The organism is Pseudomonas sp. NY15364, from assembly GCF_048068235.1.
In the GTDB taxonomy this organism is placed as follows: domain Bacteria; phylum Pseudomonadota; class Gammaproteobacteria; order Pseudomonadales; family Pseudomonadaceae; genus Aquipseudomonas; species Aquipseudomonas mendocina_D.
The window spans coordinates 23,388-36,920 of the sequence record NZ_JBLUPX010000036.1 but is presented as its reverse complement, the minus strand read 5'-3'; the positions used below and the strand labels follow the sequence as shown (position 1 = coordinate 36,920).

Annotated in this window: 9 protein-coding genes and 4 pseudogenes; 4 read left to right on the top strand and 9 right to left on the bottom strand. The window is 61.2% G+C overall.

What is annotated here, in order from left to right:
- Positions 1–112 precede the first annotated feature (112 nt).
- Positions 113–616, bottom strand: a pseudogene (locus ACNFCJ_RS21265) (efflux RND transporter periplasmic adaptor subunit); the annotation flags it as partial.
- Between the two features lie 186 nt (positions 617–802).
- Positions 803–1,717 carry a LysR family transcriptional regulator gene (locus tag ACNFCJ_RS21260; RefSeq protein WP_143507429.1) on the bottom strand — a complete coding sequence of 305 codons (915 nt, stop codon included), beginning with the start codon at positions 1,715–1,717 and terminating at the stop codon, positions 803–805.
- 218 nt (positions 1,718–1,935) lie between these two features.
- Here ACNFCJ_RS21260 and ACNFCJ_RS21255 point away from each other — a divergent pair, with 218 nt between their 5' ends.
- From ACNFCJ_RS21255 to ACNFCJ_RS21245, 3 genes are all read left to right on the top strand, one after another.
- The gene (locus tag ACNFCJ_RS21255) at positions 1,936–2,958 is read left to right on the top strand and encodes a zinc-dependent alcohol dehydrogenase family protein (RefSeq protein WP_416773500.1); all 1,023 of its coding nucleotides are present in this window, start codon (positions 1,936–1,938) and stop codon (positions 2,956–2,958) included.
- 61 nt (positions 2,959–3,019) lie between these two features.
- Entirely contained in the window at positions 3,020–3,913 is an 894-nt protein-coding gene (locus tag ACNFCJ_RS21250; protein WP_416773498.1) for a chemotaxis protein CheV, read from the top strand.
- A gap of 127 nt (positions 3,914–4,040) precedes the next feature.
- Positions 4,041–4,244 carry a hypothetical protein gene (locus ACNFCJ_RS21245; RefSeq protein WP_416773497.1) on the top strand — a complete coding sequence of 68 codons (204 nt, stop codon included), beginning with the start codon at positions 4,041–4,043 and terminating at the stop codon, positions 4,242–4,244.
- An 88-nt stretch (positions 4,245–4,332) separates the two neighbouring features.
- On the opposite strand, the gene ACNFCJ_RS21240 is transcribed toward ACNFCJ_RS21245, so the two are convergent.
- A complete protein-coding gene (locus ACNFCJ_RS21240; RefSeq protein ID WP_416773496.1) occupies positions 4,333–5,586 on the bottom strand; it encodes an OprD family porin in 1,254 nt (417 codons plus the stop codon).
- A gap of 117 nt (positions 5,587–5,703) precedes the next feature.
- Here ACNFCJ_RS21240 and ACNFCJ_RS21235 point away from each other — a divergent pair, with 117 nt between their 5' ends.
- Positions 5,704–5,865 (top strand): hypothetical protein, encoded by a 162-nt coding sequence (locus ACNFCJ_RS21235; protein WP_179576512.1) that lies wholly within the window; start codon positions 5,704–5,706, stop codon positions 5,863–5,865.
- Positions 5,866–5,925: 60 nt separating this feature from the next.
- Here ACNFCJ_RS21235 and ACNFCJ_RS21230 read toward each other — a convergent pair whose 3' ends face one another.
- The 6 genes and pseudogenes from ACNFCJ_RS21230 to ACNFCJ_RS21205 form a co-directional block, all read right to left on the bottom strand.
- A complete protein-coding gene (locus ACNFCJ_RS21230; RefSeq protein WP_416773494.1) occupies positions 5,926–8,994 on the bottom strand; it encodes an error-prone DNA polymerase in 3,069 nt (1,022 codons plus the stop codon).
- Positions 8,991–10,400 carry a Y-family DNA polymerase gene (locus ACNFCJ_RS21225; protein ID WP_416773492.1) on the bottom strand — a complete coding sequence of 470 codons (1,410 nt, stop codon included), beginning with the start codon at positions 10,398–10,400 and terminating at the stop codon, positions 8,991–8,993. The genes ACNFCJ_RS21230 and ACNFCJ_RS21225 overlap by 4 nt, the downstream gene beginning before the upstream one ends.
- Positions 10,401–10,407: 7 nt before the next feature.
- Entirely contained in the window at positions 10,408–11,025 is a 618-nt protein-coding gene (gene imuA / locus ACNFCJ_RS21220) for a translesion DNA synthesis-associated protein ImuA (RefSeq protein WP_416773490.1), read from the bottom strand.
- A 639-nt stretch (positions 11,026–11,664) separates the two neighbouring features.
- Positions 11,665–12,629 (bottom strand): annotated as a pseudogene (locus ACNFCJ_RS21215) (GNAT family N-acetyltransferase).
- Positions 12,630–12,899: 270 nt separating this feature from the next.
- Positions 12,900–13,331, bottom strand: a pseudogene (locus tag ACNFCJ_RS21210) (SDR family oxidoreductase); the annotation flags it as partial.
- Positions 13,332–13,351: 20 nt separating this feature from the next.
- Positions 13,352–13,486 (bottom strand): annotated as a pseudogene (locus tag ACNFCJ_RS21205) (sugar phosphate nucleotidyltransferase); the annotation flags it as partial.
- Positions 13,487–13,533: the final 47 nt, after the last annotated feature.

Below are 13,533 nucleotides of genomic sequence, written 5' to 3'. Positions count from 1 at the left end.
GACCTGAGCGCTGCACTTTGCATCATTGCACCAGTAAAAACACAAACGCCCCGAATCAATCGAGGCGTTTGTATTGAACCGGTTCAGTTCAGAATGTTTTCACACAGTCTGTGAGGCGGGCGTTTTCCAGCTCGGCAGCGATTGCGGCGACATGAGCCTGAGCTTCGGTGGCGGCGCTGGCGCGGGCATCGGCCAATTCTGCGGAGATGGCGTTGCTCTGGCGCAGGCGTTCGCCGCGGCGGGCTTCGTTGGCGGCACGGGCCTGGCTGGCGCGGGCCTGTTGCAGTTGGGCTTCGAGGCGTTTGACCTCGGCCTGGAACGGACGCGGGTCGATCTGGAACAGCAGATTGCCTTTCTTCACCAGCGTGCCTTCTTCGAAGGCGACCTTGTCGATGTAACCGGAGACGCGTGGGCGGATTTCGACGGACTGCGGTGCTTCGAGGCGCCCGGTGAACTCGTCCCATTCGTTGATCGGCTGCTCGATCACTTCGGCAACGCTGACCTTGGGTGCGGGCATTTGCGCCTGACTCTGCTCAGCCTGTTCGCAGCCGCTGAGTGCGAGGACGCCGGCGAGGGCCAGGGGGAATATCCAGATGTACTTGTGCTGCTGTTCCATGGGTGACTCCACCAGTCGGATTTGTGGATTGGCGGAGTCTGCGACGAGACTTGGAGGGCTACGAATCGAATGCCATGAATTTGAACATCATCGGGAATGATAAAAGGCGGACTTATATCAATTTTGATCTATGAGAGTGCGCCAAGGTTCCTGGAGACACTTGGATCGTGCATTTCCAGATATTTATCAGAGGCTATCCGGGTCGCCGCAGAACATCTGAATACGCGAACGTAGCCAGCGCTCGGCCGGGTCGTTGTCCTGGGCGCCGCGCCAGGCCATGTGCAGCTCGAAGGTCTGCGTTTCCAGCGGCAGATCCTCGGCGCGCAGGCCGCCGGCTGCGGTCAAGGCAGCGGCGGTGTAATCTGGCACGCTGGCGACGATATCGGTTTCCGCCAGCAGGGTGGCCAGACCGTTGAACTGCGGAACAGCCAGTACGATGTGGCGCTCACGCCCGACCTTGGCCAGTTCATCGTCGATGAAGCCGGTGAGGTCGCCGGCGAAGGACACCAGCGCATGCGGGCGCGCGCAATAATCATCAAGGCTGAGCGCACCGGGTACGGTGTCGGCACGCAGCAGTTTGGCCTTGCTGCGGCGGAGAATCTTGCGCTTGGCGTTGGCCGGCAGCTCCTCGGTGTAGGCGACGCCCACCGAGATTTCGCCTGAAGCCAACAGCCCCGGCATCATCAGGTAGTTGGTACGGCGAATCACCAGCACCACGCCGGGGGCCTCAGCGCGCAGACGGCGGAGCAGGGCGGGCAGCAGGGCGAACTCGACGTCATCGGACAGGCCGATGCGAAAAATCGCTTTACTGGTGGCAGGATCGAAGTCGGCGGCGCGGCTGACAGCGGTGGAGATCGAGTCCAGCGCCGGCGAGAGCAGGGCGAAGATCTCCTGCGCGCGCGGTGTCGGTTCCATGCTGCGCCCGGTACGCACGAACAGTGGGTCATCGAACAGGGTACGCAGGCGAGCCAGCGCCGCACTGATGGCGGGCTGGCCGAGAAACAGTTTCTCCGCTGCTCGCGTCACGCTGCGCTCGTGCATCAAGGTCTCGAAGACAATCAACAGGTTCAGATCGAGGCGGCGCAGGTCGTTGCGGTTCATCCGGGTACCATTCGAGGGATACGGGCCTTGTCAGCGCGGCGCTGCAAATGAGAGCCTTTGCCCAGGCAATATTACGGGCAGTGTGCAGCGGATTGAAAGCTGCTGAATCACTGATAGGCATGAAGACTATCGATAGAGTCTGATAGTGTCGCCGCCGCACAGCGGATAGAGTCCACAGTCATTGAAGTGTTAATCCGCGATCAAGCTCGAGGTAAGCGATGTCCCGCATGATCCGTTTTCATAAGTTCGGCGATGCCGATGTGCTCCAGAACGAAGAGGTTCCGACCCCTGTGCCCGGCCCTGGCGAAGTCTTGGTGCGTGTGCAGGCAGTCGGCCTGGGCTGGAAGGACGTGCTGTGGCGGCAGAACCTGGCGTCCGAACAGGCCAAGCTCCCGGCCGGCACCGGTTTTGAATTGGCCGGTACAGTGGCCGCGCTGGGTGACGGCGTGAGCGACTTCGACGTCGGCGCCGCCGTCGCCGGCTTCCCGGCGGGCACGCCGAATCATTATCCGACCTGGGGCGATCTGGTGCTGATGCCCAGCCACGCCCTGACCCGTTATCCCGACGTGCTCAGCCCGGTCGAGGCCAGCGTGCATTACACCAGCCTGCTGTTCGGCTATCTGGCGCTGATCGACCTCGCGCATCTGAAGCCCGGCCAGCATGTACTGATCACCGAGGCTAGCCACTGCATGGCGCCGCAAACCGTGCAACTGGCCAAGGCATTGGGTGCCAAGGTCATCGCCTCCACCAGTTCCTCGGAGGATCGCGAGTTCCTGCGTGGCCTGGGTGCTGACAAGGTGATTGCGACCGAAGAGCAGGACCTGGTCCTGGAAGTCGAGCGCTACACCGAGGGCAAGGGTGTCGAGGTGATTCTCGACCAGTGTGCCGGCCCGCAGATGAAGCTACTGGGTGATATCGCTGCACCGCGCGGCAAGTTGATCCTGTACGGTATTAATGGCGGCAACGACACGGCATTTCCTGCCTGCGCAGCCTTCAAGAAGCACCTGCAGTTTTTCCGTCACTGCGTGCTGGATTTCACTGGCTGCCCGGAACTGGGGATCGAGCCAAACAATGATGCTGTGCAGCGCGCACTTACGCACATCAACCAGATGACGGCGGACCGTTTGCTGACGCCGGTGATCGATAAGGTGTTCGATTTCGAAGACTTCGTCGAAGCGCATCGCTACATGGAAACCTGCCCTAATCGCGGGCGAGTGGCCCTGAAACTGGCCACGGATTAAAGTCCGTGGCCACCCGGTCGTTATATCCGGTAGGTCTAATCGTTCTTTCAAGGAAAGTGGCATGAGTATGGTCATCGGCGACGCGCTATCGCTGTTGTTGTTTCGTTTGCATAGCGGCCGCCTGCTGGGGATCAACCTGCTCAAGGTCAATGAGATCATTCCCTGTCCGGCCTTGACCAAACTGCCTAATCGTCACCCCAATGTTCGCGGCATCGCCACCTTACGCGGTGCCGCGATGACGGTGATCGACCTGGCGCGCGCCATCGGCGAGCGCGGTGCGGCTGACGAAGACGACGGCTGCCTGATCGTTACCGAGCTGAGTCGCTCGCGTCAGGGCCTGCATGTGAAAAGTGTCGAACGCATCGTGCAGTGCTCCACCCGCGACGTGCGTCCGCCACCTGCCGGGGCCGGTAATCGGGCCTTCATCACTGGCGTGACCCAGATCGATGGCGCCATCGTGCAGATTCTCGATATCGAGAAGGTGCTGCACGATATCGACCCAGCACTGGAAGAGGCGCCAGTTGGGCAACTGCTCGATGGCCAGGACGCGCGCTTGTTACAAGGCCGCCGCGTGCTGTTGGTCGACGACTCGCAAGTTGCGCTGCAACAGACCCTTAACGTGCTGCGCCAACTGGGGCTCGACTGCACCGCAGTGCGCAGCGCCCAGGCTGCCCTGCAACAACTGCATGAATACCATCAGGCCGGCATGCCATTCGAGCTGCTGGTCTCGGACATCGAGATGCCGGAGATGGACGGCTACAGCCTGGTTCAGGAAATTCGTCGCAGCCCCGATATCGCCGATACTTACGTGCTACTACACACCTCGCTGGACAGCACCATGAATACCGAGAAAGCACGCTCGGTCGGTGCCAACGCGGTGCTGACCAAGTTCTCCTCGGTCGATCTCAGTCAGGCACTGCTCGATGCCTTCCGGCAAATGAGCGGTCAGCACTAAGCCTGCCCCTGCAAGCCCTTGCCACCAGCGGCAAGGGCTTACCTCGTCATCCTTATCTATCTAAATATTCAACACTTTCAATTGGTTAAGTGCGCCTGGCAATTGCAACTCAGTCAAGGAGCACAGCATGAGCACGATTGGAGGTATTGGCAGTTACGGTGGCATATCGCTGACGGGGTTTCGCAACAAACCCGGTGAGGAGCAGGGCGGGTTTGCCCAGTTGGCGCGCAATCGCGCGTTTGCAGGTTGCTGGTATCGACGCGCAGCCACTGGCGAGTTTCTGCGTCAATCCGCGATGGCCGGGACTGGTAATAGGCTTTGCACCCTATGAAGAACGTGCCATCGAGGATGCCGCCAGGGCCGTTGCGCAAGCTCTGCGTGGTTGAGAACTGCCCCGGCCAAGGCCGGGGCAGCGACCATCAGAGGATGCTCAGCGGGTATTCGACGAAAGCGCGAATCTCGTTGAGATCTGGCCCTACATCAGTGCTGGAACGGTAAATGGAGTGACGCAAGCGCAGGTGCAGATCCTTGGCGGCCCCACTCTGGATGGTGTAGCCGATCTGGTTGAAGATCTCGCGCTCGGTGCCGTTGTTGTCGTTGCCGGTATCGATGGTGTCACCGCGTACATAGGCGAACTTGTAGCGCAGACCCGGCACGCCGTACTCGGCGAAGTCCATCTCGTAGCTGGCCTGCCAGGAGCGTTCGTCCTTCAGGTTGAAGTCCGAGTAGTAGGAGTTGGCCAGGTAGATGCTGGAGCCGCCATCACCGTAGTCGTAGGCGAAGCCGGCATCGCCGCTGTTGCGCTGATGCGCGACGATGAAGGCATGAGCGCCGATGCTGTACTTGGCCGCCAGACTCCAGATGGTGTTGCGATCACCCTGGCCGTCACCGCCGAGATCGATTGCGGCCACCGAGCCGGTGTCGTACTTGGTGCGGTAGATGTTGAAGTCGAAGTTCAGCGCCTGATCGGTCGCCAGCGCCAGGTTGTAATTGACGTTGGCGTAGTAGCGTTTGTACATGTCCTCGAGATCGGCGTGATACACCGCCAGACTCAGGTCATCGCTGACGGCGTAGCTGCCGCCGAGCACGTCGATGCTCTTGAGGCGATTAGGGTCGCGCGCCGAGTCGCCCATCGGGCTGTCAGCGGTGAAACGACCGGCGTTCAGCTCCAGGCCTTCGATCTCGTTGCTGGTAACCAGCGTGCCGGTGAAGGTCTGTGGCAGCAGACGGCTGTCGTCATGGGCCAGAACCGGCAGGGAAGGGAACTGGTTGCCGTACTTGATAACAGTATTGGAGACGCGCAGCTTCACCGCACCACCGGCCTGGGACAGGTCGTCCACCGGACGGCCTTCGCTATCGGTGTCGAAGAAGGCGCGATAGTTGCGGCCGCGGCCGCTGTCGAGCTTGACCCCGAGCAGACCGAAGGCATCGACGCCGAAGCCGACGGTACCTTGGGTAAAACCGGACTCGAAGGTGGCGATGAAGCCCTGACCCCAGGTCTTGGCGTCGTTGGTATTGTCTTTGTAATCACGGTTGAAGTACGCGTTGCGCAGCAACAGATTGAGGCTGGCGTCTTCGACGAAACCGTTGGCCTCGGACTGGCTGCTGGCGTGCGCCAACTGCCCGCCCAACGCGAGGCTGCAAGCCAGCGCGAGACAGTGCTTCTTGTGCATGGGTGCTCCCGGTGTTGTGTGCTGTTCTAAACGCGCCTCACAGCGAGGTAAGGCCCGGCCCAGAGGGCGCGCTTAGAGTTATCACCCCGTCTGCCGATGCACTATTCGAGCTGATTGATGATCACTATCAATGACTTCGATGCGCTGTTGCAGTCGATCGACGATAGGCTTCACCCTGATGAAGATTCCAGGGGCGGCGGTTTTGCATCACTCCCGAAAGCCGTCGCCTTGGCTCCACTTCATCTCCTTTGGTTAAGACGACTTGTGGCCGCCTGGTGATCCAGTGCGGCCTTTTTTTCATCTTCTTGGCCTGCGGTGAGTGCTGGCCAGACGAGTGATTCAATGAAAGTCGCGGCTGCGTATGTCCAACCCGGTCAGCAGCTCCGTCATATCCGTCAGACGCCCCGCGATCACATGGCGGACGCCATCTTCCGCCTCCAGATGACCGTCGATGCGCAGCATCTGCGACTGCACCAAGACTCGCCGCTGGCGCTCGGCCAGGTCATGCCAGACGACCACATTGACCAGGCCGAACTCATCTTCGAGCGTGACGAAAATGACCCCGCTGGCGGTTTGCGGCCTTTGCCTGCCGATCACCAGACCGGCCACGCTGACAGGACGGCCATGCTCGACGGTCTGCAATTCACGCGAGCTCCGGCAGCGCCGTGTCCTTAGAGCCTGGCGCAGCAGGGCCAGAGGGTGCGGGCCGAGGGTGGTGCCGAGCGTCGCATAGTCGGTCAACAGATCTTCCCCCTGCGATGGGGCAGGCAGGCCCGGAGCGGCTTCATTCGGCGTAGATACACCGGCGAACAGCGGTAATTGTTCCTCGACGCCAGCCACCGCCCAGCGCGCCTGATAGCGGTGGCCAACCAGGCCGCCGAGTGCGCCGGCATCGGCCAGGCGCTCGCGCGCCGAAGCATCCAGACGTGCCCGCACGCTGAGGTCCTCGACATCACGGAATGCACCTGACTGGCGCGCCTGTTCGATACGGCGCGCGTCGTCTTCGCGCATGCCACGAATCATCCTCAGGCCCAGGCGGATGGCCGGCTCGCCATGTTCATCGGGCTCCAGGCTGCAATCCCAGTCGCTGTAGCGTACGTCCACGGGGCGCACCTCGACATCATGCCTCCGTGCGTCCTGCAACACCTGATCGGGGCTGTAGAAGCCCATCGGCCAGCTGTTGACCAGAGCGCAGGCATAGGCAGCGGGCTCGTGGCACTTCAGCCAGCAACTGGCATAGGCGAGCAGGGCGAAGCTGGCTGCGTGCGACTCGGGAAAACCGTAACTACCGAAGCCCTCGATCTGGCGGAAGATCCGCTCGGTGAACGCCTGCGTGTAACCCTTTTCCAGCATGCGCGAAGTGAGTCGCTGACGATGTGGTTCGAGCCCGCCATGACGTTTCCAGGCAGCCATGCTGCGGCGTAGTTCATCCGCCTCGCCGGGCGTGTAGTCGGCTGCGACGATGGCCAGCTCCATGACCTGCTCCTGAAACAGCGGCACGCCGAGCGTGCGCGCGAAGACTGGCTTGAGCTCATCAGAGGGATAATCGATCGGTTCTTCGCGGTTTCGCCGACGCAGGTAGGGGTGCACCATGTCACCCTGGATCGGCCCCGGACGGACGATGGCCACCTGGATCACCAGGTCGTAGAAAGTGTTCGGGCGCAGGCGTGGCAGCATTGCCATCTGCGCGCGTGACTCGATCTGGAAGGCGCCGATGGTATCTGCGCGGCTGATCATGGCGTAGGTGGCCGGGTCTTCCTTGGGCAAAGTGGCCAGCGTCCACTGCGTGCCGCGGTAGCGCTCGATCAGGCCGAAACAACGGCGCAGGGCGCTGAGCATGCCCAGGGCCAGGACGTCGACCTTGAGCAGGCCGACCCTGTCCAGATCGTCCTTGTCCCACTGGATAACGGTGCGCTCGGCCATGGTCGCGTTCTCCACCGGCACCAGGGTGTCGAGCGCGTGCTCGGAAATGACGAAGCCGCCCGGATGCTGCGACAGGTGCCGGGGGAAACCGATCAGCTCGCCGGTCAGGATCAGCACGCGCCTGAGCAGCGGATTCTGCGGATCGAAACCCGCCTCCTGTAGGCGTTCCGGCGTTGGTGGGCCACTGCTCCAGCGGCCACAGCAATCGGCCAGCGCATTGACCTGATCCGGCGGCAAGCCAAGGGCCTTAGCGACATCACGTATCGCCCCGGCGCCGTGATAGGTGTTGACCACGGCGGTGAGCGCCGCACGCGTTCGACCGTAGCGACGAAACACGTACTGGATGACTTCCTCGCGCCGTTCGTGCTCGAAATCGACGTCGATATCCGGCGGCTCGTTGCGCTCGCGGGAGAGAAAGCGCTCGAACAATAGCCGGCTGTGCGTCGGGTCCAGTTCGGTGATGCCCAGGGCGAAACAGACGCTCGAGTTGGCCGCCGAACCCCGGCCCTGGCAGAGGATGTGCTGCTCGCGGGCGAAGCGGACGATGTCGTGAACGGTCAGAAAGTAGCTTTCGTATTCCAGCTCGGCGATCAGCGCCAGCTCGTGTTCGATCTGTGTGCGGGCCCTATCCGGCACTCCATCAGGCCAGCGCTCGTCAGCGCCGCGCTCCACCAGAACGCGTAGCCAGGAGGTGGGATTATGCTCTGCAGGCACCAGCTCGTGCGGGTAGTGATAATTCAGTTGGCTGAGATCGAAACTGCAGCGCTCGGCGATGCACAGCGATTGCGCAAGCAGCTCGGGTGGATAAAGCTCGGCCAGCTCATCAAACCGGCGCAAATGCCGTTCACCATTGGCGAACAGATAGGCGCCAGCCTCAGCCACGGGTAGATGGTGACGGATGGCGCTCATGCAATCCTGCAGGGCGCGGCGGCCACGGGCATGCATGTGCACGTCGCCACAGGCCACAGCCGGCAGGTCGTTATTGCCTGCCAGCTCGAGCAGGCGCTGCAGGCGCGCGGTATCGTCAGGGCCGCGATGCAACTCAACGCCTAGCCACAGGCGCTCGGGAAACAGCGCGCAAAGCCAGGGCAGGGCGTTGACTTCACCCTCGCTGAGCCAGATGGCCAGCAAGCCATCGAGCGGTGCCACGAGGTCCTCGTGCAGCAATCGGTAGGTGCCTTTTGCTGCTCTGCGCCGCGCCCGGGTGATCAGGCCGCATAGCGCCTGGTACCCCGTCAGGTTCTCGGCCAGCAGCACCAGCTTTGGGCCTTGCTCGATCTGCACTTCGCTGCCCACTATCAGCTTTACTCCGGTTTTCTTCGAGGCCTCCCAAGCGCGCACGATGCCAGCCAGGGTGCACTCATCTGTGATCGCCAAGGCGCGATAGTTCAGCCTTGCCGCACGCTCGAACAATTCCTGCGCACTGGACGCGCCGCGCTGGAAGCTGAAGTTCGACAGGCAATGCAGCTCGGCGTAATCGCTCATGCGAACCAGCCGTGCAGCAGCAACGGCCCATCACTGCCGACTGGCCGATACGCCCAGCCGCGCTGCCCAGCACGGGTCTGCACCACGTAATAGTCGCGGCGCACATCCTCGCCATCCCACCAGCCGGACTCGATGCGCTCCGGGCCGGAGAGGATGCGCAGTGAGCCTTCGCGCAACGGCTGGGGTTCGCTCAACAACCAGCCTGGCCGCGGGCCGTTGGGAGGCAGCAAGGGGCTGGTCGAGACGTTCATCCAGGCACGCTCGGGACGGTGATCGGCTCTGGCACCGAGGCCATGCAGGGCGTCATCACCGAGGCGCGCCCTTAGCCGCTCGCGTAATTGCTCCCAGGGCTGGTTCTGCTGCGGTCGCTCGTCGAACAGTTGCTGATGCTGCGGCGTAAAGACCGGCAATTCACGTGCCTCCAGCCGCACCGCAAGCACCGGCGCTGGCAGCTGCTGATGCTCCAGACGGCCTCGTGTCAGCTCGAACAGCATACCGGGATCACGCTCGGTGCTGAGCAGGCCCACCTGTATCTGCGTATCGGCACCCGCGCGGTGTTCCAGATGCAGAGTGAAACGCTGCACGCCGCTGTCACGGCAGGCCAGATAAGCCGCCAGATCGGCTGTCAGTCGACGTAACGGGAACAGCAGTGCCTGATGCGATTCCACCTCGAAATTCAGTTCGATACGGGTATCGAAAACATCCGCAGGCACGAAGAAATCCAGCGCTAGCGGACGCTGGCCAGACAAAGTATCGAGATGACGTAGCACTTCGACTGGAAAGCGTTTGGCCAGGCTGTCACGCGGCAAAGCCAACAGCTGTCGCAACTGTCTGAGCCCCATGCGATTGAAGGCCGTGGTTGCCGCAGGAGAGAGCCCGAGCCGATCCACTGGCAAGGGGGCGAGCATCTGCATGAGCGCCTGACCATCACTGGCCATCAGTCCATCACCGACATTCACCAGCACCCGCGCCGCAGCAGGATTCGGCGCGACAGCAATGCGATGCTGGAAGGCCAACGCCGAAAGCTCGGCGCGCAAGCGCGCTTCGAAACGCGGCCATGGGCCGAACAGCCCCAGGCTGGATTGCACCTCCAATAGCAGACAGCGCGGATAGTGCAGGCTGACCTGGGCACTGAAACCATAGGCCCAGGCGGCCAGAAATTGCTGCCAGCGCTCGATGGCCGCGCAATCGTATTCTGCCGTGGCAAACCCGCGTGTCAGCGCCTGTGCTGCAGTCAGTGACTGGCCGGATTTCAGCCCCAGGGCTCGGGCTGCCGGGTTGACCGCCTGTAGAACGCGCCGTTGTGGCGAGCCGTTGAGCAGCACCAACGGCTCGTCGGGGTTGGCGCGGTGACGCTGTACGCCGTCCATGGCCAACTGTGGCAACAGGATGCAAGCCCAGAGCATGGCAGGCTCAATGCCAGGCAAGCGCGAGCGGCTGAGCCGACGGCAAACCACCGCGACACTTGATCACCCGCAGCTGTGCTGGCTGGCTGTCGAGCACCAGCCGTAGTGCTGCCGGTGAAGGATTGGCCGCTTCTGCCTGCGGCCGATAGGCGAAAGCCAGGGTTTGCCCGGTAGCAGCTGCCACCTGCAGACGTCTCAGCGAGCGATCATCGGCCTGACGCAACCAGCTCAACACCGCGCCACAACTCCCCGAACGCAAACATTGTTCGGCAGCCCACAGAGCATCGCGGCCATCTGCCTGGATAATGCTCAATTGGCGTAGATCAACGCCGGCATCAATCCAGGCCTGAGGGTAGGGCACATGAGGAGGGGAGATCAGCACCACCCGTTCGCCTGAAACCGTCAGGCTAGCAAGGGTCGGCCACAACAAGCGCAGCTCGCCGATGCCAGGCGCCGCCGTGAGAACTTCACTGAGGGCAGCTTGGGGCCAGCCGCCACCTGGCAGTACGGCGTCGAGAAAATGATGTCCGGTTGAGAAATTGGCGCCCGATGGCGATGAAACGACCTGGCCTCGCCATACACGACGAGCATCGATCAACCGGTCAAGCGCGACCACGGAAGGCATGGATTAGCAACCAAATACTGTATAGGAATACAGTATTGTTTGAGCCGACGCATGGGTCAAGAGAATCGCGATAAGGTGCTCAACCTGGTTACCGAGACGCGGCCGAGTCAGCCGAATAAATCAGTCCGGAGACTCGTGTCGATCCAGGAAATCGCGATCTACGTACAACCAACCCATACGATCCGTCGTGTTGTGCAGACGCTGACTCGAAGCGAACCCATATGGCATCTCGGAAATTTATCGCTGCGCGCATCTAGGATTATCGACCCCAAAGCGAAGCTGCAGATGCGGTTGAGAGAATGACCAGGCGAAAGGTCTCAGGGCCCATGGGAGTATATGGATCATGGGAACGATGAAGCCTGGCATTTCAGGTGTATGGGAGCCAACGTAGGTGATTCAGTCTGGCCAAATCAAGAGTAAAGAGCCCTACATTGGATAAGCCATAGGTTCGCATAATGTATATTATGTTAAATTACTTATTGGGTGAGATGGACCTCTCACCTGGAGATCCGCTTTCAACGATCCCAGGTCAATCGCTTCTCAGGTCGAATTCCCTACGGCCTTCAGAACAGATGGCCCGCCCTCATCAGGCATCAAAAAATGTATGCCTGATGAAGCAACGATGAGCCAAAGGAGCGATTACAGGTGGTAATCGCCCGCAGCTTCCGGTTGATAAAGCACTTTACTGATCTCGATCCGGAAAGTCCGATCGGAAATCCGCCAGTCGATGGCGTCTCCCTCCTGGTAGCCGAGAATGGCCGCGCCGATATCGGAACACACCGAATATTTTCCGGCGCGGCTGTCGGCGTCTTCGGGATAGACCAAGGCCACTTCGATCTCTTCGTCGTCCAGTTGCAGCAAGGCCTTGGAGTTCATCGTGACGACATTGCGTGCCACTTCCTCTGGCTTGACGACGACAGCACGCTCGAGCTCATGTTCGAGCTCGACAATGGCCGGCCCCTCCTCGAGTGCGATCAGGTTCTCGAGCCTGGCCTTGTCGATTTCAGTGATCTGGATTCCTGTAACGTCGGTACCGGCACTTTCGCGCAGGAGCTGACGATAACACCCCGCCGTCATGGAAAACGATTTCAATGTTGGCGTTTCGTTCTCGAGCATAAAGCCGCTGCGCACAAAAGCTTTCAGCGAGCGCACGTTGTCCGGGTGGATCTTGGCGATAAGCTTCTCGGCGCGCATGTCGAGAAAGGCCAGTTTCATGCCTTCGCGGATCGTGCGGGCGCCGAGATTTCGGCCCCATTTGTCGCTGTCTCCGATGGCCAGGACGATCTCGCACTCCAGGCCGGTCTTGATCAGACGGACAAAGCCCACCGGCTCGTCATGCCGGTCATAGGCCATGAAGAAACGACCGCCCCGGTTGAACAGATGGGTCAGGATCGGCAACTGCGTCCGATCGATGACTTCCGCGATGGAACGGGAAACATGACGCGAGTCGCTCAGATAGCAGGTGACGCGCTCATCCTGCAACCACTCCATCAGCGTCAGCGCATGTGCCCGAGTAATTTCAGGGCACAGCGAAATGAAAGGCTTGTTCATCTTCACCACACACTTATTTGTAAAGAATGAAAGCCCTTCATGGCTATGGCCATGACGGTTCTTTCGGCGACCGGTTACTTTAAGCCATAACGCGAGTAACGCCGAACCGTCTGCGCACTTTTCTCTTCGACAGCCTGCACAACGGGCTGAACCGCCCTCTCCTGCAGTTGCCGCTACAGCTACGTGCGTATGACTCTTTCGAACTCCACACTGCGGATGCTGTGCTCCTGCAGCTGCTGACAGAACAGTGGTGACTCGCGAGGCGTTATTGCCTCTACATAAAATGAGGCAGGCTCTGCCACGAGTCGTTCAGGCTTTTTTCATCAGCCGTTGACCACGCTGCCGCCGTTGACATGCAGCATCTGCCCGGTGACGTAAGAGGCATCGTTGCTGGCCAGATAAACGAATGCCGGGGCGACCTCTGCAGGTTGTCCGGGGCGCCCCAGCGGCGTGTCGGCGCCGAACTCGGAGACCTTCTCGGCGCTGAACGTGGACGGGATCAGCGGCGTCCAGATCGGCCCGGGTGCAACGCCATTGACGCGAATGCCCCGCGGCGCCAGGTTGATCGACAGCGAGCGGGTGAACGAGGTGATCGCGCCCTTGGTCGAGGAATAGTCGAGCAGCATCGGGTTGCCCTTGTAGGCCGTCACCGAGCTGGTGTTGATGATGCTCGAGCCCGGTTGCAGATGCTCCAGCGCGACCTTGGTCAGCTGGAACATGGCGAAGATATTGGTGCGGAAGGTCTGCTCACACTGCGCCTAGTCGAGGGCCTCGAGGTGAGGATGTAGCGGCCGATGATCGCCAGATTCGACGGTGCGTCCTCAGGGTTGGGCTTCTCCACCATGCTGTCGATGCGGAAGATATCGTCGCGCAGCGCCTCGCCGGCAATCACGCCATAGCGCGACACCTCGACCTCAGCCAGCGGATGCCGAGGTGCCGCAGCCAGCGACAAGCCGC

Coding starts and splice junctions, on each gene's coding strand:
- ACNFCJ_RS21255 (WP_416773500.1), top strand. CDS start 1,936: ATGTCCCGCATGATCCGTTTTCATAAGTTCGGCGATGCCGATGTGCTC.
- ACNFCJ_RS21240 (WP_416773496.1), bottom strand. CDS start 5,586: ATGCACAAGAAGCACTGTCTCGCGCTGGCTTGCAGCCTCGCGTTGGGC.
- ACNFCJ_RS21235 (WP_179576512.1), top strand. CDS start 5,704: ATGATCACTATCAATGACTTCGATGCGCTGTTGCAGTCGATCGACGAT.
- ACNFCJ_RS21225 (WP_416773492.1), bottom strand. CDS start 10,400: ATGCTCTGGGCTTGCATCCTGTTGCCACAGTTGGCCATGGACGGCGTA.
- ACNFCJ_RS21245 (WP_416773497.1), top strand. CDS start 4,041: ATGAGCACGATTGGAGGTATTGGCAGTTACGGTGGCATATCGCTGACG.
- imuA (WP_416773490.1), bottom strand. CDS start 11,025: ATGCCTTCCGTGGTCGCGCTTGACCGGTTGATCGATGCTCGTCGTGTA.
- ACNFCJ_RS21230 (WP_416773494.1), bottom strand. CDS start 8,994: ATGAGCGATTACGCCGAGCTGCATTGCCTGTCGAACTTCAGCTTCCAG.
- ACNFCJ_RS21250 (WP_416773498.1), top strand. CDS start 3,020: ATGAGTATGGTCATCGGCGACGCGCTATCGCTGTTGTTGTTTCGTTTG.
- ACNFCJ_RS21260 (WP_143507429.1), bottom strand. CDS start 1,717: ATGAACCGCAACGACCTGCGCCGCCTCGATCTGAACCTGTTGATTGTC.